The sequence below is a fragment of the Arthrobacter sp. Soil762 genome (assembly GCF_001428335.1).
GTDB lineage: Bacteria > Actinomycetota > Actinomycetes > Actinomycetales > Micrococcaceae > Arthrobacter.
In genome coordinates, this window is the sequence record NZ_LMSG01000021.1 from 194,537 (window position 1) to 217,559 (window position 23,023).

Annotated in this window: 24 protein-coding genes; 18 read left to right on the forward strand and 6 right to left on the reverse strand. The window is 66.3% G+C overall.

What is annotated here, in order from left to right:
• The first annotated feature begins 5 nt into the window (after nt 1–5).
• From ASG77_RS18585 to ASG77_RS18610, 6 genes are read left to right on the forward strand one after another with little or no spacing between them, the layout of a single operon-like run.
• The gene (locus ASG77_RS18585) at nt 6–2,228 is read left to right on the forward strand and encodes an ATP-binding protein (RefSeq protein ID WP_056348317.1); all 2,223 of its coding nucleotides are present in this window, start codon (nt 6–8) and stop codon (nt 2,226–2,228) included.
• 2 nt (nt 2,229–2,230) lie between these two features.
• A complete protein-coding gene (locus tag ASG77_RS18590; RefSeq protein WP_056348319.1) occupies nt 2,231–3,394 on the forward strand; it encodes an acyl-CoA dehydrogenase family protein in 1,164 nt (387 codons plus the stop codon).
• 20 nt (nt 3,395–3,414) lie between these two features.
• Nucleotides 3,415–4,209 (forward strand): CoA transferase subunit A, encoded by a 795-nt coding sequence (locus ASG77_RS18595; RefSeq protein ID WP_056348323.1) that lies wholly within the window; start codon nt 3,415–3,417, stop codon nt 4,207–4,209.
• A gap of 2 nt (nt 4,210–4,211) precedes the next feature.
• Nucleotides 4,212–4,979: a CoA transferase subunit B gene (locus ASG77_RS18600; RefSeq protein WP_056348326.1), complete on the forward strand. Its 768-nt coding sequence runs from the start codon at nt 4,212–4,214 to the stop codon at nt 4,977–4,979.
• Nucleotides 4,976–5,590, forward strand: a complete 615-nt coding sequence (locus ASG77_RS18605; RefSeq protein ID WP_056348329.1) for a MaoC family dehydratase — start codon at nt 4,976–4,978, stop codon at nt 5,588–5,590. The genes ASG77_RS18600 and ASG77_RS18605 overlap by 4 nt, the downstream gene beginning before the upstream one ends.
• A complete protein-coding gene (locus ASG77_RS18610; RefSeq protein ID WP_056348332.1) occupies nt 5,587–6,426 on the forward strand; it encodes an HpcH/HpaI aldolase/citrate lyase family protein in 840 nt (279 codons plus the stop codon). Before ASG77_RS18605 ends, ASG77_RS18610 begins: the two co-directional genes overlap by 4 nt.
• 48 nt (nt 6,427–6,474) lie before the next feature.
• On the opposite strand, the gene ASG77_RS18615 is transcribed toward ASG77_RS18610, so the two are convergent.
• Nucleotides 6,475–7,941 (reverse strand): lipase maturation factor family protein, encoded by a 1,467-nt coding sequence (locus ASG77_RS18615; protein ID WP_056348335.1) that lies wholly within the window; start codon nt 7,939–7,941, stop codon nt 6,475–6,477.
• Between the two features lie 46 nt (nt 7,942–7,987).
• Here ASG77_RS18615 and ASG77_RS18620 point away from each other — a divergent pair, with 46 nt between their 5' ends.
• The 9 genes from ASG77_RS18620 (at nt 7,988) to ASG77_RS18660 (ending at nt 15,483) form a co-directional block, all read left to right on the forward strand.
• On the forward strand, nt 7,988–8,734 hold the full coding sequence (locus ASG77_RS18620; RefSeq protein WP_235564662.1) for a TSUP family transporter: 747 nt from the start codon (nt 7,988–7,990) through the stop codon (nt 8,732–8,734).
• 46 nt (nt 8,735–8,780) lie between these two features.
• Nucleotides 8,781–9,965, forward strand: a complete 1,185-nt coding sequence (dxr, locus tag ASG77_RS18625) for a 1-deoxy-D-xylulose-5-phosphate reductoisomerase (RefSeq protein ID WP_056348337.1) — start codon at nt 8,781–8,783, stop codon at nt 9,963–9,965.
• Between the two features lie 18 nt (nt 9,966–9,983).
• The gene (locus tag ASG77_RS18630) at nt 9,984–11,315 is read left to right on the forward strand and encodes a M50 family metallopeptidase (RefSeq protein ID WP_056348341.1); all 1,332 of its coding nucleotides are present in this window, start codon (nt 9,984–9,986) and stop codon (nt 11,313–11,315) included.
• A 26-nt stretch (nt 11,316–11,341) separates the two neighbouring features.
• The gene (locus ASG77_RS18635) at nt 11,342–11,794 is read left to right on the forward strand and encodes a hypothetical protein (protein WP_156380376.1); all 453 of its coding nucleotides are present in this window, start codon (nt 11,342–11,344) and stop codon (nt 11,792–11,794) included.
• Nucleotides 11,795–11,881: 87 nt separating this feature from the next.
• Nucleotides 11,882–12,547, forward strand: a complete 666-nt coding sequence (locus tag ASG77_RS18640; RefSeq protein WP_056348346.1) for a hypothetical protein — start codon at nt 11,882–11,884, stop codon at nt 12,545–12,547.
• The gene (locus tag ASG77_RS18645; protein WP_056348347.1) at nt 12,544–13,068 is read left to right on the forward strand and encodes a hypothetical protein; all 525 of its coding nucleotides are present in this window, start codon (nt 12,544–12,546) and stop codon (nt 13,066–13,068) included. The genes ASG77_RS18640 and ASG77_RS18645 overlap by 4 nt, the downstream gene beginning before the upstream one ends.
• 55 nt (nt 13,069–13,123) lie before the next feature.
• A complete protein-coding gene (locus tag ASG77_RS18650; RefSeq protein ID WP_056348350.1) occupies nt 13,124–13,417 on the forward strand; it encodes a YciI family protein in 294 nt (97 codons plus the stop codon).
• 46 nt (nt 13,418–13,463) lie between these two features.
• Complete coding sequence (gene ispG, locus ASG77_RS18655; RefSeq protein WP_056348354.1) at nt 13,464–14,630, forward strand: flavodoxin-dependent (E)-4-hydroxy-3-methylbut-2-enyl-diphosphate synthase; 1,167 nt, start codon at nt 13,464–13,466, stop codon at nt 14,628–14,630.
• A complete protein-coding gene (locus ASG77_RS18660; protein ID WP_056348358.1) occupies nt 14,593–15,483 on the forward strand; it encodes a GNAT family N-acetyltransferase in 891 nt (296 codons plus the stop codon). Before ispG ends, ASG77_RS18660 begins: the two co-directional genes overlap by 38 nt.
• A 53-nt stretch (nt 15,484–15,536) precedes the next feature.
• Here ASG77_RS18660 and ASG77_RS18665 read toward each other — a convergent pair whose 3' ends face one another.
• Genes ASG77_RS18665 through ASG77_RS18675 form a run of 3 tightly spaced genes read right to left on the reverse strand, consistent with a single transcriptional unit; the run spans nt 15,537 to nt 17,730 of the window.
• Nucleotides 15,537–16,193: a TetR/AcrR family transcriptional regulator gene (locus tag ASG77_RS18665; protein ID WP_082576148.1), complete on the reverse strand. Its 657-nt coding sequence runs from the start codon at nt 16,191–16,193 to the stop codon at nt 15,537–15,539.
• On the reverse strand, nt 16,190–16,933 hold the full coding sequence (locus ASG77_RS18670; protein WP_056348486.1) for an ABC transporter permease: 744 nt from the start codon (nt 16,931–16,933) through the stop codon (nt 16,190–16,192). The genes ASG77_RS18665 and ASG77_RS18670 overlap by 4 nt, the downstream gene beginning before the upstream one ends.
• A gap of 8 nt (nt 16,934–16,941) precedes the next feature.
• Entirely contained in the window at nt 16,942–17,730 is a 789-nt protein-coding gene (locus ASG77_RS18675) for an ABC transporter ATP-binding protein (RefSeq protein WP_056348360.1), read from the reverse strand.
• Nucleotides 17,731–18,142: 412 nt separating this feature from the next.
• On the opposite strand from ASG77_RS18675, the gene ASG77_RS18680 reads away from it, so the two are divergent.
• The 3 genes from ASG77_RS18680 (at nt 18,143) to ASG77_RS18690 (ending at nt 21,176) form a co-directional block, all read left to right on the forward strand.
• Nucleotides 18,143–19,951 carry a proline--tRNA ligase gene (locus ASG77_RS18680; RefSeq protein ID WP_056348363.1) on the forward strand — a complete coding sequence of 603 codons (1,809 nt, stop codon included), beginning with the start codon at nt 18,143–18,145 and terminating at the stop codon, nt 19,949–19,951.
• Nucleotides 19,952–19,960: 9 nt separating this feature from the next.
• Entirely contained in the window at nt 19,961–20,764 is an 804-nt protein-coding gene (locus ASG77_RS18685) for a sulfite exporter TauE/SafE family protein (protein WP_056348366.1), read from the forward strand.
• A 139-nt stretch (nt 20,765–20,903) separates the two neighbouring features.
• Nucleotides 20,904–21,176, forward strand: coding sequence for a hypothetical protein (locus ASG77_RS18690; RefSeq protein WP_056348369.1), 273 nt, complete (start codon nt 20,904–20,906; stop codon nt 21,174–21,176).
• Nucleotides 21,177–21,233: 57 nt separating this feature from the next.
• Here the strand turns inward: ASG77_RS18690 and ASG77_RS18695 are convergent, their stop codons facing one another.
• Nucleotides 21,234–22,265 (reverse strand): aminoglycoside phosphotransferase family protein, encoded by a 1,032-nt coding sequence (locus ASG77_RS18695; RefSeq protein WP_056348372.1) that lies wholly within the window; start codon nt 22,263–22,265, stop codon nt 21,234–21,236.
• Nucleotides 22,262–22,990: a VIT1/CCC1 transporter family protein gene (locus tag ASG77_RS18700; RefSeq protein ID WP_056348375.1), complete on the reverse strand. Its 729-nt coding sequence runs from the start codon at nt 22,988–22,990 to the stop codon at nt 22,262–22,264. The genes ASG77_RS18695 and ASG77_RS18700 overlap by 4 nt, the downstream gene beginning before the upstream one ends.
• Nucleotides 22,991–23,023: the final 33 nt, after the last annotated feature.

Genomic DNA, 23,023 nt, shown 5'->3' on the forward strand with positions numbered 1-23,023 from the left:
CAGCCATGACCGTTTCCATGCCCGCCGTTCCTTCCGCAATCAGGCAGAAGCCGCTGTTCAGCACCGTGCTTGTCGCCAACCGCGGGGAGATCGCCTGCCGCGTCATCCGCACACTGCGTGCCCTGGGCATCCGCTCCGTTGCCGTCTACAGCGACGCCGACGCCGGAGCCCGGCATGTCCGCGAGGCTGACACTGCCGTGCGGATCGGCCCTGCTGCCGCTGCAGAGAGCTACCTGAAGATCGAGGCGATCATCCAGGCCTGCCGCGACACCGGCGCGGGGGCAGTCCACCCCGGCTACGGCTTCCTCAGCGAGAACGTGGACTTTGCCCGCGCCCTCGAAGCGGCCGGCATCACCTTCATCGGCCCCGGCGTCGAGTCCCTGAACGTTATGGGTGACAAGATCCGCTCCAAGAACCACGTGGCCGGCTACGGAGTGCCGGTGGTGCCGGGCATCGCCGAACCGGGTATGACTGACGCGCAGCTGGTCGAGGCCGCGGACGCCGTCGGATTCCCGCTGCTCATCAAACCGTCAGCGGGCGGCGGCGGCAAGGGCATGCACATCGTGGAACGGGCCGCGGACCTGCGCGCCACCTTGGAAACGGCCCGCCGCGTCGCCGCCAGTGCCTTCGGCGATGACACTTTGTTCCTGGAGCGGCTGGTCCGCCTGCCCCGACACATCGAGGTCCAGATCCTGGCCGACAACCACGGCAACGTCATCCACCTGGGGGAGCGCGAGTGCTCGCTGCAGCGCCGCCACCAGAAGGTGATTGAGGAAGCTCCGTCGCCGCTGCTGGAGTCATTGCACGACGGCGGGGCCACCCGGGCTCGGATCGGCGAGGCCGCCTGCCAGGCGGCCCGGAGCGTCCACTACAGCGGCGCGGGAACTGTGGAATTCCTGGTCTCCGACGAGGCCCCGGACGAGTTTTTCTTTATGGAGATGAACACCCGCCTCCAGGTGGAGCACCCGGTGACCGAAATGGTCACCGGCGTAGACCTGGTGGAATGGCAGGTCCGCATCGCCGCCGGTGAGGAACTGACTGTCCGCCAGGCCGACGTCGAACTCAACGGGCACGCCGTCGAAGCCCGCGTCTACGCGGAAATCCCGGAGCGGAACTTCATGCCTTCCACCGGGACCGTGCTCCTGCTGGACGAAATGCCCGATCACGGGGCTGGCATGATCCGGGTGGATTCGGCCCTGCTCGAGGGGCTCGAGATCTCCTCCAGCTACGATCCGATGATCTCCAAAGTCATCGCGTGGGGCCCGGACCGCACCGTTGCCCTGGATACCCTGGACGCGGCACTCGCCGGCTACACAGCCCTTGGCATCGACACGAATGTTGAGTACCTGAGGCTGCTGATCAACGACGACGACGTCCGCGCCGGGCATCTCGACACCGGCCTGATCGAGCGCAGGATGCCGGACTTCGCCTTCCGTCGGATTGACGACGCCGAACTGGTCGCGGCCGCCTTGTACGCCGTTGCGAGCGGGGAACAGGACGGAACGGGGACGCCACCCGGTCCGTGGCAGGCCGGCAACGGCTGGCGGATCGGCGCGCCGGCGCCCCGGCGGATCAGCCTGGGAACGCCCGACGGCGGCATCGCAACAGTGAGTGTCACAGGCCGTGTGGCCGCCGGCCCGGTCCAGGTCTGTGTCGGTGACGGGCCATGGCGGACGGCCTCGCTGCGACTGCCGGGCCGCGGGAGCCTGGTCCTTACCCTGGACGGCGAAACCACGGACTACTCGCTGGCGTCGGCGGACGCGGGCCCGGTCAACCTCACCCCGGACAACCTGCCCTCAGGAGTTCCCGCGGAACTGTTCCTCGGCAACGGAGGCTGGTCCTGCCGGCTGGAGGCGCTGACGCGGGAGTCCCGGCTTGTCCGGGTTCTCGCCGCCGTCGAGCGCGAGGAAGGCACCGCGGACCCGGAGGTGCGCTCGCCCATGCCCGGCACGGTGGTATCCGTTGCGGTCAGCAACGGCGACACCGTGGAAGCCGGCCAGGTTCTCCTCTCCGTGGAAGCCATGAAGATGGAACACCAGCTGGTGGCAGAGGTGGCCGGCACGGTCCACATCAGCATCAAGGCCGGTCAGCCGGTCAAAGCAGACCAGGTGCTGGCCACTATCCACCCTTCAACCACCGATTCAGACGCAGATTCACTTCAGGATTCCAACACGGAGTCGAACAAGGATTCCAACAAGGACTCCAACAACACAGGCAAGGGAGCCTAGCCATGGCAGATTTTGAGCTCAGCGAGGAATACCAGGACCTCAGCGACACCGTCCGGGATTTCGCGGACAACGTGGTGGCGCCGGTCTCGGCCAAGCACGATGAGGAGCACAGCTTCCCGTACGAGGTGGTGTCCCAGATGGCGGACATGGGCTTGTTCGGACTGCCGTTCCCGGAAGAGCACGGTGGGATGGGCGGGGACTACTTCGCTTTGGCACTCGCCCTCGAACAGCTTGGCCGGGTGGACCAGTCCGTGGCCATCACGCTGGAAGCAGGCGTCTCCCTCGGCGCAATGCCGGTGTACCGGTTCGGTACCGAGGCCCAGAAAGAGGAGTGGCTCCCGCTGCTGGCCTCGGGCAAGGCGCTCGCCGGCTTCGGACTCACGGAGCCGGAAGCAGGCTCTGACGCCGGCGGGACCAAAACCCACGCCCATCGTGAGAACGGCGACTGGGTGATCAACGGCAACAAGGAATTCATCACCAACTCCGGGACCGACATCACGCGCCTGGTCACGGTTACCGCGGTGACGGGTCAGAAGGAACGCAAGGATGGCAGCCTTAAGAAGCAGATTTCCACCATCCTGGTGCCCACCACCACTGCGGGTTTCAGGGCGGAGAAGGCATACAACAAAGTGGGCTGGAACGCCTCGGACACCCACCCGCTGACGCTCAAGGACGTCCGGGTGCCGGAAGCGAACCTGCTCGGTGCGGAGGGGCGGGGTTACGCGAACTTCCTTTCCATCCTGGACGAGGGCCGGATCGCCATCGCGGCTTTGGCGACCGGGGCGGCGCAGGGCTGTGTTGATTTGTCGGTGAAGTACGCCAAGGAACGCAGCGCCTTTGGCCATCACATCGGCAAGTACCAGGCAATCTCGTTCAAGATCGCCCGCATGCAGGCCCGCGCCCATACGGCCCGCTTGGCGTACTACGACGCCGCGTCGAGGATGCTGGCGGGGAAGCCGTTCAAGACGCAGGCGGCCATCGCTAAGATGGTCGCAGGCGAGGCGGCCATGGACAATGCGCGGGATGCCACCCAGGTATTCGGCGGCTATGGCTTCATCAACGAATTCACCGTGGCACGCCACTACCGCGACTCCAAGATCCTTGAAGTCGGTGAGGGAACCACGGAAGTCCAGCTGATGCTCATCGCCCGCGAACTCGGACTGTAACCGGCCTGAAAGGACCAACGATGATCAACAAGGTTGTTGCCAGCGCCGAGGAAGCCATTGCGGACATTCCCGACGGCGCGTCGCTCGCGGTGGGAGGGTTCGGCCTCTGCGGAATCCCGGTGGCCTTGATCGATGCCCTGCACCGGCACGGCACCAAGGACCTCGAGACCGTCAGTAACAACTGCGGCGTGGACGACTGGGGGCTGGGCGTCCTGCTCCGTGACGGCAGAATCCGGCGGACCGTCAGTTCCTACGTCGGCGAGAACAAGGAGTTCGCGCGCCAGTACCTGTCCGGCGAGCTTGAGGTGGTCCTCACCCCGCAGGGGACGCTGGCGGAAAAGCTCCGTGCCGGCGGCGCCGGGATCCCCGCTTTCTACACCAAGGCGGGGGTCGGCACGCAGGTGTCCGACGGCGGCCTGCCGCAGAAGTACGACGCCGACGGCGGCATCGCGATTGCCTCCGCCGCCAAGGAAGTGCGGACTTTCCACGGTGTGGACTACGTCCTGGAGGAATCCCTGACACCCGACTTCGGGCTGGTCCACGCCTGGAAGGGTGACCGCCACGGCAACCTGGTTTTCCACGCTACCGCCATGAACTTCAACCCGCTCTGCGCCATGGCGGGAAAAATCACCATCGCCGAGGTGGAGGAGCTGGTGGAACCGGGGGAGCTGGACCCCGAACACGTCCACACTCCCGGCATCTTTGTCCAGCGGGTAGTGGTTGTGCCCGCCGGTGAGAAGCGGATCGAAAAGCGGACTGTTGCCCTTGCACAGGCCGCCGGAACCGAAAGCGCCACCGAACAGGCAGGAGCGTAGCCATGGAGTCCAACAGCACGCAGGGAGCGCCTCCCCGCCCCGAAGCCGTCCGGCCCGAATACCGGCGTGCCACCGTCGGCCATCCGGAAGGCACCAATCCGGAGGCCAAAGGCTGGACGCGCAACGAACTGGCCGCCCGGGTGGCCCGGGAGCTCAGCAACGGGCAGTACGTCAACCTCGGCATCGGCATGCCCACGCTCATTCCCAACTACATCCCGGCAGGCGTCGAGGTGGTGCTCCACTCGGAGAACGGGATCCTGGGCGTGGGGCCATACCCCAGCGAGGACGCGGTGGATCCGGACCTCATCAACGCCGGCAAGGAAACCGTCACGGTCAACAAGGGGGCCGCGTTCTTCGACTCCGCCTCGTCGTTCGGCATGATCCGCGGCGGGCATGTGGACGTGGCCGTGCTCGGCGCCATGGAAGTGGCGCAGAACGGCGACCTGGCCAACTGGATGATCCCGGGCAAGATGGTCAAAGGCATGGGCGGGGCCATGGACCTGGTCTTCGGCGCCAAGAAGGTGATCGTGATGATGGAACACGTGGACCGCAACGGCAACCCCAAGATCGTGGAGCACTGCTCGCTGCCGCTGACCGGCAAGGCCTGCGTGGACCGGATCATCACCGACCTCGCCGTGATCGACGTCGTCACCGAAGGCGGGCGTTCCCGGTTGGTTCTCCGCGAGCTGGCCCCCAACGTCTCCGTGGAGGACGTGGCGGCGGCCACCGGCGCCGAGCTGTTCGAAGAGGACCAGGAGCTCACCGTATGAGCGGGGCTTCGGCGGGCTCAACCCCCGACAGTCCGGGCGCAACCACCGCCGCCCCCCGCGTCATCGAGCAGCGCGGCCTGTACTTTGACGAACTCGAAGAAGGCGTTGTCTACGCGCACCGGCCCGGCCGCACCGTAACCGAGGCGGACAACGTGCTGTTCACCACGCTCACCATGAACACCCAGGCCCTGCATCTGGACGCCGCCTGGAGCGCAGGGCAGCCGTTCGGCCAGCGGCTGGTCAACTCCATGTTCACGCTGTCCACCCTGGTGGGGCAGTCCGTATCGCAGCTCACCCAGGGCACCATCATCGCCCAGCTGGGCCTGACGGACGTCTCCTTCCCGCACCCGCTGTACCACGGGGACACGCTCTACACCGAGACGGTGATCACCGGAAAACGGCTCTCGGGATCGCGACCCGGCCAGGGGATTGTGACCATGCAGCACACTGGCCGGAACCAGGACGGCACCGTGGTGGCGCTGGCCACGCGGAGCTGCCTGATGTGGACCCGGGACGCCCATGTGGCGCAGTCTTCTGGACAAAACGTGCAGCCTGCGGGAGCTGAAAAGGGGAGCGTGCCGGGCCCCGAAAAGAGGACAATGTCCGTATGACATTTGTGATGGGTCCCGCCCTGCTCTTCTGCCCTGCCGACCGTCCGGAGCGCTTCCCCAAGGCCGCCCAACGCGCCGACGCTGTCATCGTGGACCTCGAGGACGCCGTGGCACCTGCGGACAAGCAGCGGGCGCGCGGCGCCATCCTGGCCCAGTTGGGCGCTGCCGGGGAGGGGCCCGAACTTGATCCCAGCCGCACCATCATAAGGATCAATCCGGCGGGCACCGACGAGTTCGAGAAGGACCTGCATTGCCTGGCCCACACGCCGTACCGCACGGTGATGCTGGCCAAGGCTGAGAGTGCGGCCCAGCTCGAAGCCCTGGCGGACTACCACGTCATCGCCCTGTGCGAGACCGCCGTCGGGGTCCTGAACGCGCCCGCCATCGCGGCGGCCCCCAACGTGGTGGCCCTGATGTGGGGCGCCGAGGACCTCCTGGCTTCCCTCAGCGGTACGTCCAGCAGAGCGGACGACGGCGGCTACCGCGCCGTGGCGCTGCACGCCCGGTCCGCGGTGCTGCTCGCCGCCCGGGCTTTCGGGAAAGAAGCCGTGGACGCCGTGTACGTCAACATCCCGGACCTTGACGGGCTGGCGCTGGAGGCAGCCGATGCTGCAGCGTCAGGATTCGGCTCCAAAGCCTGCATCCATCCCACGCAGGCGGCCGTGGTCCGGGGCGCCTACGCCCCGTCCGCGGCCGACGTCGCCGCCGCCACAGAACTGCTGCAGGTCGCGGCTGCTGCCGGATCGGGCGTGTTCCAGCACGGCGGCAAAATGATCGACGGCCCCATCCTCAAGCACGCCGAAGCCACCATCCGCCGGGCAGGCATCCACTCCTAGGGCCACCGGGGCAGGAATCACAAGAGCGCCGTATCACCAGGGCCGGAATCACCGCCGCCGCCTCCGGGAACCGCCGAGCGAAAGCGGCGGGATGGCCTCATAGAGCGGCATCCGGACCCAGCGCTCGCCCGTCTCCCGGAACTCAGCCCTGGTGGCGAAACGGTACAGGTAGCTGTTGACACGCACCCAGCGCGGCGGATCGCCGTCGAACGGGTCGGCGCGGAGAAGCCGCAGCGTCCGCTGGTCCGCCTCCAGCAGTTTCGTGAGGAACGCGTAAAACCACACCTCGTGGACGGTGCGCAACGGCAGGAACCACATCAGCCAGTCCAGCCGCAGGTGGTAGGGCGCCCACTGGCGGGGCAGCCGGCGGAGATCTCCGGGTTTGCCCTTAAACGCGTATTCGCGCCAGTCTGCTGAGTCCTCAGGTTCTTCGTCCAGGGTGCCCTCCACGACGATCTCGACGCGGTGCTTGGTCACGGTGCCAAACGCACCGTACGTGTTGACCAGCTGCCAGCGGTTGAAGCTGGCATTCATCAGCTGCCCCTTGGAGAGCAGGTTGCGCACGGGCCAGTAGCTGAGGACTACCAGCAGCATTGTGGCCACCAGGGTGATGGCAAGCCAGTACGGGGGATTGCCGCGGCTGCCTTCCTGGGGATTCCAATCCAGCGGCAGGAACGGCATTACCGCGTGGGCCACGGGGTCGCTGACCGCGGCGAAGGCCAGCACAACGGCCATCCAGTTAAGCCACGCGAAGTTGCCGCTGGCCACCAGCCACAGCTGGGTGAAGATGACGATTCCGGCTGCGGCGCTTGCCACGGGTTGCGGTGCGAAGAGGAAGAACGGCACCACGAGCTGGGCGAAGTGGTTCCCCAGGACCTCCAGCCGGTGGAAGGGTTTGGGCAGGAGATGAGCCTGGCGGCTCAGCGGCCCCGGCATCGGCTGCGTTTCATGGTGATAGTAGAGGGCGGTCAGGTCACGCCACTCCCGGCCGCCGCGGATCTTGATCATCCCGGCGCCGAACTCCAGCCGGAACACGAGCCAGGCCAACAGGATCAGGATGGTGCGCGGCGGCTCCGTCTGGTCCGAGCCAAGGAACGCCACCGTGAACCCGGCCTCCAGCAGCAGCATTTCCCAGCCGAAGCCATAAAACGTCTGCCCCACGTTGACGATCGACATGTAAAGCAGCCACAGGGCCAGAAATCCAATCAGCGGAACCCACGGCGGCCCAAGCTGGGGGATGCCGGCCACCAGGAGGGCGGAAATTGCCAGTCCGGTGAGGCAGACACCACGCAGCAGCCGGTCCGAATAGCGCCAACGGAACAGCGTGGGCCGCCGTCGCGCGCTGAACCCATCCAGATAGTCCGGAACCGGCAACAGGCCACGTTCGCCCAGCAGCGCAGGGAACTGGTTCAGGGAGGACAGGAACGCAACGAAGAACAGTGCCGCCACACCTCGCTGCAGCACCTGCCGGGCGAATCCGTACTCCGGCGCATCGAACCAGGAAACCCAGTCCACGCAATCCACGTTACGCCCGGCGTCGCTGTCCGCCCACTAGGATCGGATGGTGTTTGCATTGGTGCTCATTGCCGTTGTTGCAGGGGCACTGGCCCAGCGGCTGGCCGGCCTCGGATTCGGCCTTCTCGTCTCTCCCGTCCTGGTGGTGCTGCTCGGCCCCTTCGACGGCGTCATGATCATCAACCTGTGCGGCGCAGCCTCATCCCTCCTGATCCTCTCCAGGGTCTGGCGGCATGTGGAGTGGAAGCGGTACTTCGGACTGGCGCTCGCGGCCCTCGCAGGGGTATTGCCGGGAGCCTGGATGGCCAGCAACGTGGCCGAAGCGCCGCTGGAGATCTGCATCGGCATCCTCCTCATCATCGCCCTGCTGGCTTCGCAACGGCTGACCCGCAGCTCATGGCGCGCCAGTGGCCCCGTTCCCATGGTCTCCCTCGGCTTCACCAGCGGACTGATGAACGCGGCAGCGGGCGTCGGCGGACCGGCCATCACCGCGTACGCCATTGCCACCGGGTGGGAGCAGAAGAGTTTCGGCGCCACCCTCCAGCCCTATTTCGTGACCACCGGACTCTCTTCCCTGGTGATCAAGTACATACTTTCCGGTGGACATGTTCCCGGCCTGGACGGCTGGCAATGGCTCAGCATCCTGGCCGCCATGGTGGCGGGAATCATCGCGGGCGACCTGCTGTCCGGCAAGGTCAAACCGGCTGCCGTGCGGCGGATCGTTGTGGCCATCGCCTACATCGGCGCCGTGTCCACGCTGGCCAAAGGTTTCATCGAGCTGGCGGCGGGCTGACCGGACCGCGGGCCAGGTGCGGGCCGGGGTGCGGGATACTTAACCAATGCAGCCTCGCAGAATCGTCATCCTCGGATCCACCGGTTCCATCGGCACCCAGGCGATTGACGTCGTCGACGGCGCCCCGCACCTTTTTGAGGTAGTGGCGCTCAGTGCCGGCGGAGGGAACCTGCAGCTCCTGGCCAGGCAGGCCGTCCACACCGGTGCCGCCGCTGTGGGCATCGCCGCCGGGGATCCGCGCAAGCTGCAGGACCTGATCTCCGAGGCCGCCCGCCTCGCCGGGCGGCAGGACTACCGCCCCGAAATCATCGCCGGCCCGAACGCCTCAGCCCGCATCGCCGCAGTAGAAGCGGACGTGGTGCTCAACGGCATTACCGGCTCCATCGGGCTCGCCCCCACCCTCGCCGCCCTGAAATCAGGTGCAACGCTGGCGCTGGCCAACAAGGAATCGCTGATCGTCGGTGGAGCGCTCGTCAAGGCCGCCGCCCGCGAGGGGCAAATCGTGCCGGTGGATTCCGAGCACTCAGCGATAGCGCAGTGCCTGCGCTCAGGCTCCGCGGCCGAGGTTGAGAAGCTCATCCTGACGGCCTCCGGAGGGCCTTTCCGCGGTCGGACAAGGGAACAGCTCCACGACGTGACGCCGAAAGAGGCCCTGGCGCACCCCACATGGGACATGGGGCTGATGGTCACCACCAACTCGGCCACGCTCGTCAACAAGGGCCTTGAGCTCATAGAGGCCCATCTGCTGTTCGACGTGCCGCTGGACCGGATCGACGTTGTGGTCCACCCGCAGTCGGTGGTCCACTCCATGGTCCAGTTCATCGACGGGTCCGTCATCGCCCAGGCGTCCCCGCCGGACATGCGCCTCCCCATTGCCTTAGGGCTTGGCTGGCCGGACAGGGTCCCCAAAGCGGCCTCCCCGTGTGACTGGACCAAAGCCACCAGCTGGACGTTCGAACCGCTGGACACTGTCGCTTTCCCGGCCGTGGACCTGGCCAAGGACGCCGCCAAGCAGGGGAGCACTTTTCCCGCCGTCTTTAACGCGGCAAACGAGGAAGCAGTCATGGCGTTCCACTCGGGACGCATCCGCTTCACCGAAATCGTGGACACCATCGATGCTGTCCTCAGCGAACATTCAGGATCCTCCGGGCTGACGCTGGAGTCGGTACTGGATGCTGAAGACTGGGCACGCACGCGCGCCCACGAACGTTTAGCAGTCAGCAGTCTCTAGGAAGCAGCAGATCCACGCATGAGCCCCGTCCTCCTCTTTATCCTCGGCGTCGTCTTTGTGGCGATCGGCATTGCCGCGTCCATTGCGCTGCACGAAGTGGGGCACCTGGTGCCCGCCAAGCTGTTCAAGGTGCGCGTCACCAAGTACATGATCGGCTTCGGCACCACCCTGTGGTCCAAGCGGAAGGGCGAAACTGAATACGGCGTAAAAGCGATCCCGCTGGGTGGCTACGTGTCCATGATCGGCATGTATCCGCCCAACAAGGACGACGGAACCGTCCGCCCCTCCAGCACCGGCATGTTCCAGACACTGGCCACGGAAGCCCGGTCCATGGCACACGAGGAAGTGGGCCCGGAGGACGCTAACCGCGTGTTCTACCGGCTCCCGGTGTGGAAGAAAATCATCGTGATGCTGGGCGGGCCGGCCATGAACCTGCTGATCGGCGTGGTCCTGACCGCCGTCCTGCTGATGGGCTTCGGCATGGCCACGGCCACCACCACCATCGCCGACGTCTCCAAATGCCAGGTGGCGGCCGGCGAAACCGTTGACCCCGATTCCCCGGACTGCCAGCTGACCCCCGCCGCCGCCGCCGGGCTCCTGCCCAACGACGTGGTCACCTCCTTTGACGGGAAAGCTGTCACCGGCTGGGACGAGCTGACCGAATGGATCCGGGCCTCCGCGGGCAGGGAAGTCAGCATCACTGTGGAGCGCGACGGCGCGCCCGTCACCACCACGGTGACGCCGGTGCTCTCCGCCCGCCCCGTCGTCGGCGTGGACGGACGGCAGGCAAAGGACGACGCCGGCACCCTCCTGTACCAGGACGTCGGATTCCTGGGCATCGGCGCGCAGACCGAACTGGTTCCCCAGCCGGCGTCGTCCGTCCTGCCCATGGCGGGCGAAAACATCAAGCAAGTGGCCGGCGTCGTCTTCAATCTGCCCGCCCGGGTGGTGGGCGTTGCCAAGGCGGCCTTCAGCGAGGAAGAGCGCGACCCCAACGGCCCCATCAGCGTGGTGGGCGTGGGGCGCGTGGCCGGTGAAGTGGCCGCCATGGAGGAGGTGCCGCTGCAGTCCAGGATTGGCGCCCTGATAGGGCTGCTCGCCGGCCTGAACTTCGCGCTCGCGGTCTTCAACCTGATCCCGCTGCTTCCGCTCGACGGCGGCCATGTGGCCGGAGCGCTGTACGAGGGGGCGCGGCGACGGGTGGCCAAGCTGTTCGGCAAACCGGATCCGGGCGCTTTCGACATCGCCAAACTGCTTCCCGTGACTTACGTGGTGGCCACGTTGCTGATGGGCATGAGTTTGCTGCTGATCTATGCCGACATCGTGAAGCCGGTGAACCTGTTCGGCTGACTCCTGCTTTTGCTTTGGGCTGTTCCATGGCCAACAGCAGGACGGGGCGCCTGGCAATCGCCTCGATGGTCACAGCTGTTGCCGGCACGGCTTTGCTGCTTGTGCCGGCGGTGATTTCCACGTTTGCCACCCCCGCCATCGGAAAGGCATACCTGGGCGGAAACCAGGACGTGATGCAGTTGGAATTCCCGGCGTCCATGACCGGGGCGTTCCTGCTGGGCCTGCTGCTCGCATTCTTTGGCACGGTGCTGCTGGGGATCGCGGTATGGCATTCCCACGTGCTGCCGCACTGGGCCGGGGCCCTCTGGGCGGCCGGCGCTGTGGTGTTCTACGTTCTGGGCGTTGTCCTGGGGCAGGCAACTACGGGAAGCAGCCTGCCGACCCAGGCCGCCGGGGCCGTACTGATGGCGGGCGCCGGTGGGTGGATCGCCTGGAGCGGATCCCGGCAGGCCACGACAGCGCCTGATCGGATCGGGTGATTCTCGCAAATCAGCCTTTATTGGCTGATATTTAATAATCAGCCATTCATGATTGATTATGAGTTATCACCTGCGTACGGTTAAGGCATGTACGTACTGACCATCGACCAGCGAGGCAGCACTGCCGACGTCGACCGTGTTCCCGATCTGATCGCCGCACTGCGCAGCCTCACACCGGCGCCCTTCGAACGGTCCGTGGGTGATGAACTCCAGGGTGTGGTGGAACAGGCCGAGGACGTCGTGGAGATCGCCTTGTACGCGCTCCGGAGCGGGCACTGGTACGTCGGGATCGGGATCGGGGCCGTGCAGCTCACCCCGGGCGGAAGCCCCCGGGAAGGTTCCGGGAGCGGCTTTGTGGCGGCGCGAAGGGCCGTGGAACTCGCCAAGGGTGCGGCTGGCCAGGTGCCATTGTCGGTGGTGTCCGGCAGTATTGGCCGTGGCCGGGAGACGCCTCCCCACGCCAAGGAAGGAGCCATGACCACTGCAAATGCCCAGGCGGTGCTTCGCCTGATCGGCCGGGTGGTGCAGCAACGCACACCAGCCCAGTGGCGCGTGGTGGACCGGTTGCGCGCCCTCCAGGGCGGCGATGGAAAGCACGGCAGCCAGAAACACGTGGCCCAGGACTTGGGAATCACGGAGCAGTCGGTGAGCCGTGCTGTGCTCAGGTCCGGCTGGCAGGAAGAATGGGCCGCCAGGCCCGCCGCGGCCATGCTCCTCGAGTACGCGCATTCCCAGATTGAAGGAGACCGGTGAACGCACTATGGATCGCAGTTGCCCTGCTGGTGGCCGGATTCGCAGGTTGGCCCGTGACCGCGCTGGTGTTCCGGCTCGCCAGGACCATAGACGACAAAGCGGACGCGGCCACCAAACCGGACCAGGATGCATCAGCCCAGGATCCTTCAGCCGATGTCACGGTGGACACAGTTTCGGAAGCCCCGCGGGCCGGTACGGGGCAAACGGTCGACGGCGAGCTGACCACGGGTGGCGGCCGGCCGCCGTCGGACGCTTCCCACGTGGCGCCGGCGCTGCCGGCCCAGCGGATCCTGCGGGGTGGGGCAATCATCGGAGTCCTGGAACGGTTGGGCGTCTGCGTGGCCATCCTGACCGGACAGCCGGTGGCCATTGCCTACATCGTGGCCATCAAGGGCCTGGGCAGGTTCGCCGAATTGAAAGAGACCCCCGTAGCTGCGGAGCGGTTCATCATCGGAACGCTCACGTCCATGCTGTGGGCTGCGGGAACGGCGGCAGTGATCAAGGTGGTGTTCCTGCAGTGAGTCTTGCTGACTGCCCGGATCGGCGACAGCCCACCCCTGGGGATAGGGTGTCTTTATGACTGTTTTTGCCGTTGAGTATGTGTACGCCGCCGATTCCTCCGCCGTCCGTGATGATCACCGCCCCGCACACCGCGCCTGGCTGGCGGGTCTGGCGGACGAGGGCCAGCTGCTGACCAGCGGACCCTATGGTGACGGGGCAGGCGCCCTGCTGATCTTCAAGGTCCAGGACGAAACCCAGCTGAACGATCTCCTCAAGCAGGACCCGTTCGCCGTCGCCGGCACCATTGCCGGGATCCGGACAACCGAGTGGACTCCCGTGATCGGCCTCCTGGCCGCGCACGCATCCTGATTCCCGGACCTTTTTTACTACTGAAACACCTACCCAAGGAGTCCACGTGACCTCGGTCAGCCTGGGAATGCCGTCAGCACCGCCGCCCGTTCTCGCCCCCCGCCGTAAGACGCGGCAGATCAAGGTGGGTTCCGTCGGGGTCGGTTCGGACTCGCCCATCAGTGTGCAGTCCATGACCACCACGCCCACCACGGACATCAACGCCACCCTGCAGCAGATCGCGGAACTCACCGCCTCCGGTTGCGATATCGTGCGCGTCGCCTGCCCGTCGGCCGATGATGCAGAGGCCCTGCCCATTATCGCTCGCAAGTCCCAGATTCCGGTCATTGCGGACATCCACTTCCAGCCGAAGTACGTGTTCGCGGCGATTGAGGCCGGCTGCGCGGCAGTGCGGGTGAACCCGGGCAATATCCGCAAGTTCGATGACCAGGTCAAGGAAATCGCTCGCGCGGCGAAGGACCACGGGACCTCCATCCGGATCGGCATCAACGCCGGATCGCTGGAGCCCGGCATCCTGAAGAAGTATGGCAAGGCCACCCCCGAGGCGCTCGTGGAATCCGCCGTCTGGGAAGCGTCGCTGTTCGAAGAGCACGGTTTCAACGACTTCAAGATCTCGGTCAAGCACAACGACCCGGTCATCATGGTTGCTGCCTACGAGATGCTGGCCGAGCAGGGCGACTGGCCCCTGCACCTGGGCGTCACCGAAGCCGGGCCCGCCTTCCAGGGCACCATCAAGTCCGCGACAGCCTTCGGGGCGCTCCTGGCCAGGGGCATCGGCGACACCATCAGGGTTTCCCTGTCGGCCCCGCCGGTAGAGGAAATCAAGGTGGGCAACCAGATCCTGCAGTCCCTGAACCTGCGCCCGCGCAAGCTCGAAATCGTCTCCTGCCCGTCATGCGGCCGTGCCCAGGTGGACGTGTACACCCTTGCCGAACAGGTCACCGCAGGGCTGGAAGGCATGGAAATTCCGCTCCGCGTGGCAGTGATGGGCTGTGTTGTCAACGGACCGGGCGAAGCCCGCGAAGCCGATCTGGGTGTGGCGTCCGGCAACGGCAAGGGGCAGATCTTTGTGAAGGGCCAAGTCATTAAGACTGTGCCTGAGAGCGAGATTGTTGAGACACTGATCGAAGAGGCCATGCGCATAGCTGAAGAGATGGGGGAGGCCGATGGCGAAGATGCTGTCAAGGGTAGCCCCGTGGTTAGCGTCTCATAAAGAGGACGCCGCGCCGGCGGGAATATCCGTCCGGACCCTCGCCGGCGCGGACACCGCTTCCCTGCGGCGCCTGGCGTCGCAGGATCCGGTGGCCAATGTCTTTATCCTGGCGCACCTCCGGGCGGCGGGCTCTGCCGCGCCCACCGCTGGTGGTGCCGGCGTCCTGGGAGTTTTCGACGACGGCATCCTGGTCGGCGCGTGCTGGGCAGGGGCAAACCTGGTCCCGGTCCAGCTTGACCCCGAATTTGCCGGGCTTGTCGCTGCCGCAGCAAGCAATTCCGGCCGCCGTTTCGCCTCCGCCTTTGGCCCCGCAGATGCCGTCCTTGCCCTCCATGCTGAGCTGGCTGAACTGGGGCATGCGGCCCACGAGGTGCGGGATGAACAGCCGCTGATGACGCTGTGTGGGCCGCCGTCGGTGGAGCCGAACGCGGATCTGGGGCTCGGCCGGCTGGCCGATTTTGACCGGATCCTTCCCGCCTGCGCGGCCATGTTCGAAGAGGAAGTGGGCTACTCGCCGTTCCTCGGGGGCAAGGAGTTCTACAGCCGCCGCGTGGAAGGCCTCATCCGGCAAGGCCATTCATTGGCACACGTCAACGACTCCGGCGATGTTGTGTTCAAGGCCGAGCTGGGAGCTGTGACGGCCGACGTCACGCAGATCCAGGGTGTATGGATGAACCCCGGTTACCGCGGACAGGGTCTGAGCGCCGGCTACATGGCCGCCGTGGTGGAGAAGGCGCGCACGCTTGCCCCCGTCACCAGCCTGTACGTCAACGGATTCAACCTCCGGGCGCGGTCCACGTACGAGCGCGTGGGCTTCCGCCAGGTTGGCACCTTCGCTACGGTTCTGTTCTAGCCGCCAGCTCGCTGGCCTCAGCGTCGCCGCCTTTCAGGCCGCCCGCCGCCGGTTCACCCGTCAGCTTTCAGGTCACCCGTCAGGTAGTGCTGGACGTTCGGAGCCACGAGCCGCACAAGGTCGTCGGGCGAGGCAGACGCGAGTGGTTCCAGCCGCACCACATACCGGACCAGCATCACCCCAACCATCTGCGTGGCCACAAGGTTTCCGCGCATGGCCACTTCTTCGGGCGGGCCGGGGACTCCTGCCATGATCCGGCCGAGGATGGTCCGCTGCACCAGTTCCCGCAGCAGCAACGTCTTGGCCTTGGAGCCGATGGTTCCCCTGAGGAAGGCCACCAGACTGTGCTGGGCCGGGCTTTCCCACAAGCGCAGCACGGCCCGCACGATCGCCTCTGCCCGGTCCTCTGGCGAGTAGCCGTCAACGCCCGCCAGGACCTTCTCCGGGTCGGCCGGCAGTGCCACACTCAGCGCAAAAAGCTCGTCCTTGCCCTTGAAGAAATGGTGGACCATGGCGGGGTCCACGCCGGTTTCCCGGGCGATCTGGCGCAGGCTGGTCCCTTCGAAGCCGTGTTCGGCGAAAAGCCGCCGGGCTGTGTCCAGGATCTGTTCCCTCGACTCGGTTGCCCCGCCGCGCCGGCCCCGCCGTCCCGTGCCAGCCGCGCTGCCTGCGGGACCCGGGCCGTCCGCCGGATCATGCTGTCCGTTCACGCGGTCCGCCGCCGCAGGGTCAGGGATGCGAGCACCAGGACCGCCAGGACAATGGCCACGATGACTCCGGCATCCATCCACAGCTGGTCTGTGGGCTCGGTGTTGGCGGCGATCTCCTGCAGTGCATCCACCGAAAAAGTCAATGGAAGGACATTCGACACAGCCTCGAGGGCCTCGTTCATCCTTTCGCGGGCCACAAAGAGGCCACAGAGCAGGATCTGCGGGACCACCACCACCGGCATGAACTGCACGGCCTGGAATTCCGTTCGGGCGAAGGCCGAACAGAGCAGCCCCAGCGCGACGCCAAGAACCGCGTTGATCACGGCAATCATGACCACCAGCCCAGGGCTGCCTTGGATGTCGAGCCCGAAGATCCAGTAGGCGACGGCGGTAGCAACCAGCGACTGCAGGGCGGCCATGATGGAAAATGCCAGCCCATAGCCGAACAGCAGGTCCGCCTTGTGGATGGGAGTGGTCAGCAGCCGTTCCAGGGTCCCCGAGGTGCGTTCCCGCAGCATCGTGATGGACGTAACCAGGAACATAACCACAAACGGGAAGATCGCCAGCATCATCAGGCCAACCCGGTCAAAAGTCCTGGGCACGCCCGGCGGCAGCGTTTCATTCTCATAGAGAAAGTACACGGCGGTGAGCAGAAGCGCAGGGACCACCAGGATCAGCGCGATGCTGCGGTGGTCGTGCCGGAGCTGGTCCAGGACGCGCCGGGTGGTGGCCAACAGCATCAACAGGTTCATGACCGTACCGTCCTTTCGGGGGAACCGCTGGGCACTTCGGCGGTGTCCTGGATGATGTGCAGGAAAGCCTTCTCCAGATCGGCACTGTGCCCGCGTTGACTCAATTCCGCCGGCGTCAGCTGCGCCAGGAGCTTTCCTTCCCGCAGTAGGAGGAGTGATCCGCAATGGCTGGCTTCCTCCATCACATGGCTGGAAACCAGCAGGGTGGTCCCGGACGCGGCCATGGACCGGAAACGGTCCCACAGGTCAGCCCGGAGCACCGGATCAAGGCCCACGGTTGGCTCATCCAGGACGAGCAGGCTGGGGCGAGCCACCAGGGCACAGGCCAACGACACCCGGCTCAGCTGTCCGCCGGAGAGGTCACCGGTTTTCTGCCTGGCCTGCGGTTCAAGCCCGACGGCGGCGATCGCCTCTGCGGCCTCGGTGCGGCCCTTGCGGTGCATGGCGCCGAAGTAGCGGACATTGGCTTCGACCGTCAGGTCCGGATACACGCTGGGGGACTGGGTCACGTAACCCACCCGGTGTCGCAGGTCAGGGTGCCCGGCGGGCAGCCCCAGCACTTGGACCAAGCCGGACGTGAGCACCTGGACGCCCATGATGGCCCGCATGAGCGTAGTCTTGCCGCTGCCGGACGGGCCCAGCAGCCCGGTGATCTCGCCTGCCTGGACGGCAAAGTCCAAGCCGCGCAGGACGGGAACCTTTCCCCGTATGACGTGCAGGGTGGTGGCGGCCACAGCGATGCTGGCTTCCGTGACGGCCGGGGCGGTAGCTGCTGAATGGGACATTAATGCCTCCGAATGCTGGGAGTCCGCGTTTGAATTCACCAGGTGATGAATTAAAACTAGACCTGCCAAAGGCGGCCGTCAATTACTTCGAATGGAAAAACCCTTGTGGATGTGTCGGCTATCACATATGTTCGATCTAGCTGCGCTGGAGTGGGTGGGCGGTCTCACCAGTCCTCACCAGTACCTAGGCGTCAACGGCCATGGAGCCACGTCCGCATGTAATGACCAGCCGTTTACGGCCAGGGGCTTTGCATGCCGGGCGTGGCTCTATTGCGTCCCGCCCCCCCGCGGTCTCTGGCCCGGCTCAGGTTCCGCCGCCTGGCGTGCCGTGGATAGCCGGTAGATTAGTACCCAGAAGAATTGCCCGGCTCTGCTTTCCAGCAGTTACTCCCCAGAAACGGATAACCCACCCGTGGTCACAAGAATGTCCAAGCTTTTCCTGCGCACCTTGCGTGAAGATCCCGTCGACGCTGAGGTCGCCAGCCACCGGCTCCTGGTCCGGGCCGGCTACATCCGCCGCGCGGCGCCCGGCATCTACACCTGGCTTCCGCTGGGGCTGAGTGTGCTGCGCAAGGTCGAGGCCGTCGTCCGCGAGGAAATGGACGCCATCGGTGCCCAGGAAGTCCACTTCCCGGCGCTGCTGCCGCGAGAGCCCTACGAGGTCACCAACCGCTGGACCGAATACGGCGAAGGTCTGTTCCGGCTCCAGGACCGTAAGGGTGCCGACTACCTGCTGGCCCCCACGCACGAGGAAATGTTCACGCTTCTGGTCAAGGACCTGTACTCGTCCTACAAGGACCTGCCCCTGAGCCTGTATCAGATCCAGAACAAATACCGCGACGAAGCACGCCCCCGCGCGGGCCTGCTGCGCGGCCGCGAGTTCATCATGAAGGATTCCTACTCCTTCGACGTGGACGACGCAGGCCTGGACGCCAGCTACGCCGCCCACCGTGGCGCCTACCTGAAGATCTTTGCGCGCCTGGGCCTGGAAGTCATTCCCGTTGCGGCCACCGCCGGCGCCATGGGTGGGTCCAAGAGCGAAGAGTTCCTGCACCCCACCGAGATCGGCGAAGACACTTTCGTACGCTCCGCCGGCGGTTATGCAGCCAACGTTGAGGCCGTCACCACCGTTGTTCCGGCCGACATCGACTTCAGCAACGCCCCTGCCGCCGAGGTCCTCGATACCCCGAACACGCCCACCATCGACACGCTGGTTGCCGCGTCCAACGAACTGGCTCCCCGGAGCGAGGCCGACGGCGGCGCGTGGACTGGCGCCGACACCCTCAAGAACGTGGTTCTTGCCGTCACCCTGCCCACTGGTGAGCGCCAGCTTGTGGTCATCGGCCTGCCGGGTGACCGCGGCGTTGACTTGAAGCGCGTGGAAGCCAACATCGGTTCCTTCCTACCCATCGGCGGCGAGATCACGCTCGAAGCAGCCAACGACGACGACCTCAAGAAGCAGCCCCTCATCGTCAAGGGCTACCTTGGACCCGGCCTGACGCTGGACCAACCCCTGCTGGGCAGCGAAAGCTCAACCAAGCTCCTCTACCTGGTGGATCCCCGCGTTGTCAGCGGCACTGCCTGGATCACCGGGGCCAACGAAGCAGGAAAGCACGTGTACGGCCTGGTCGCCGGCCGCGACTTCGCCTGGGACGGCGTCATCGAGTGCACCGACGTCCGCGCGGGTGACCCGGCTCCGGACGGCTCCGGTCCGCTGGAGACGGCCCGCGGCATCGAAATGGGCCACATCTTCCAGCTGGGCCGCAAATACGCTGAGGCCCTCGAGCTGAAGGTCCTGGACCAGAACGGCAAGCAGGTGGTGGTTACCATGGGCTCCTACGGTGTTGGTGTCACCCGTGCCGTCGCCGCACTGGCCGAATCCAACCACGATGACAAGGGTCTGGTCTGGCCCCGCGCCGTTGCCCCCGCCGATGTCCATGTAGTGGCTGTCGGCCGCGGCGAGGAAATCTTTGCCACCGCCGAGCAGCTGGCCCTGGAACTCGAGGCCGCCGGCCTGGACGTCATCTACGATGACCGGCCGAAGGTCTCCCCGGGCGTAAAGTTCGGCGACGCGGAACTCGTCGGCGTCCCCACCATCCTGGCCGTCGGCCGCGGCCTGGTGGACGGCGTTGTCGAGATCAAGGACCGCCGCAGCGGCGAAGCGGAGAACGTGGCCGTGGACAAGGCCGTTGACTATGTGGTCACCGCCGTCCGCAGCTGACCTGGGGCGGTGATTTCCGGGTTCGAGTCGATCCAGCTCACCACAATCATCCTGATTGTGGTGGCTGGATTTGCTGCAGGCTGGGTGGACGCCGTGGTGGGCGGCGGCGGTCTGCTCCAGCTGCCGGCCATGCTGCTGGTTCCGGGAATCACGCCGGTCCAGGCCTTGGCCACCAACAAGATGGGGTCTATTTTCGGCACCGCCACGAGTGCGGTGACGTACTACGGGCGGGTGAAACCGGACCTTCGGACAGCCGTGCCCATGGCGGTGATCGCCCTTGCCGGCAGCTTCGCCGGGGCGGTGCTCGCCGCCACGCTGCCGGCGAGTGTCTTCAAGCCGATCATCGTGGTGGCGCTGGTCGTCGTGGCGCTTTTTACGGCGCTGAAGCCCAACGTCGGTGACCTCACCGTGCTGCGGCACGATGGCCGCACGCACTACGTGGTGGCATGCATGATCGGGGCCGTGATTGGCTTCTATGACGGCCTGATTGGTCCGGGCACCGGCTCCTTCCTCATCATCGCGCTCGTCTCGGCGATGGGCTATGCCTTCCTGGAGGCAAGCGCCAAAGCCAAGATCGTGAACATGGCCACCAACGCCGGCGCCCTGCTGTTCTTCCTGCCCCATGGGTCAATCCTCTGGGGTGTCGGGCTGCTGCTGGGCCTGGCCAACATGGCCGGCGGCTACCTGGGCGCGCGGACCGCCGTGAAGCAGGGAAGCCGCTTCATCCGCGTTGTGTTCCTGCTGGTAGTGGGTGCCCTGATCATCAAACTCGGCGTCGACGTCTGGCAGGAAAACTTCGCCGGACCGGCGTAGCGGAACCCTCGCAGCCGGTATCCGCCGCAGCTGTGGTTGAGTACCTGGCGGACAAGGCCGAACCGGGGCTGATGGCGATGCGCTCGGGGCGCTTTTTTGGCTGGGTGATCGGCGGGACGTCGTGCTGCGCGCCTCGCAAATGGCAGAGCAGCTGTCCGCACTGGACGGCGTCGAGGTGCTCAACACGGTGGACTACACCCAGGTTTCGCTCGCCTTCGGGGACGACGCCACCACCCGCGCCGTCACAGCCAGGGTGATCGAGGACGGCAAGGTCTGGATGTCCGGTTCACACTGGCAGGGCAGGGATGTCCTGCGCGTCTCGGTCAGCGACTGGAGCACTGACGCGGACGACGTCGGCACGGCCGTCGAGGCGGTCAGCTCCGCTTTGGCAGCGGTGCGGGCAGCAGGCTGATGGCCCGGGAGGCACCGTTCCACGCGGGATGTAGCCGTCCCCGGGAGATAGCCGTCGTCAGCTGTCGCCGTGGCCCGGTTCAGGCAGGGCATGTGCCGAGGGGAGACCGTCGAGGGTCCGCCCGGCAAGGGTGCTGGCCACCCAGAGGGAGCGGGCCAGATCGCCTTGGTGGCGCGGCACAGCGGCGTAGCAGAGGGCGTTCTCCACTTCGCGTGCCACGGCCCACTGGCGCGCAGCTTCGGCATTGAGGCCAGCCGCGGCGCTGAAGTCCTGGCACCGCCGCCTCAACCCTCCTGCCGGATCGCTCCGGGGCAAGTCGCCGAGACGGTTCCACAGCAGCGGTGCCACCGCGAACTCCGGTTCGCCGATCATGGGCTGCGGGTCGATGGCGACGAAGGCCTCGCCGGGCAGCCCTCCGCTGATGGTCTGGGGCCGGGCCAGGATGTTCAGGAAATGCAGGTCCGTATGGACCAGGACATCGCGGCCGGAGCGGCGGCCCACGGCGCCCCGGGTCTGGCAGACTTCCAGGGCCGCCTCCAGCAGCCAGCGCGGGAACGGGCGGCCCTGCTGTTCCCAGTCGGCGGGCAGGTCATCGCTCCATTGTTCGGCCCGCCCGGCGATGTGGTCGAATTCCTGCCATTGCGGCCGGCCGTCCGGCACCAGGCCCAGCTGCCGCATGGTGCTTCCCCAGGCCACCGCCGCGTCATCCAGCGGAAGGGTCTGGAGCGAGGAGTCCGCATTCAGCCGCTCCAGCAGCATGGCGCACGTTCCGGCGTCGGATTCCAAGAGCCGGACGGCGCCGGATCCGTCCCAGAGTGCCAGCGCATGGCGTTCCACCCGTGCCTCATCGTGGGGAAACGCGATCTTGAGCGCCGCCGGAGTCCCGTCCGTCCGGCGGACCGGAACCACAACGCCGCCGTGGCCATGCCACGGGAGGGCACCGGCTTCCAGGTCAACAGCCAGTTCCCAATGCTCCAGCCGCCCCTGCACCAGCCCGGGGAGGGAGGAAAGCCAGGCCCGTCCCGCGCTGCTGTGGCTGTAACGCCCGCTGAGGGCTGGCGGGATCGGCACGCCAATCTGGACACTCACAGGACGCCGCTTGCGCCGAGCAGGTTGCCGATGGAGAACGTGGCAGCCAAGGCCAAAGCCCCGCCCGCCACCACCCTGGCGGCGGCCCGCACCTTCGAGCTGCCGCCGATCCAGGCGCCCAGCGCCCCGGTGGCAGCAAGGGCCAGCAGCACCGCCGCGAAGGTCAGGGGGACCCGGATGTTCTCCGGCGGCAGCAGGATGGCGGCCATCGGCAGGATGGCGCCGGTGACGAATGCAATCGCTGAAGCAAAGGCTGCATTCCAGGGACTCACAATGTCTGTTTCGTCGATGTTCAGTTCGGCGGAGAGGTGCGCGCCCAGGGCATCGTGGGCCGTCAGCTCCCGCGCTACTTTCCTTGCTGTGTCCAGGCTCAGCCCCTTGCCCTGGTAGATCGCCGCGAGTTCTTCCAGCTCTTCCTCCGGCTGTTCCTGCAGCTCCAGGCGTTCCTTTTCGATCAGGGCCCGCTGGCTGTCCTTCTGGCTGCTGACGGACACGTACTCGCCCAAGGCCATGGATACCGCTCCACCCACCAGGCCGGCCGTGCCGGCGACGAGGATCGGTCCGGACTGCGTGGTGACACCGGCGACGCCCACCACGATTGCGGCGACCGAGACGATGCCGTCATTGGCACCCAGCACGCCGGCTCGCAGCCAGTTCAGGCGCTGAGCGACGTCGTTTTGGTGGGGCTCATTCTCATGAAGGGCGGGGGCGCCGGCACTGTCCATGCCCCAAGCAAAGCATTAGTGCCTGCGGCTGGC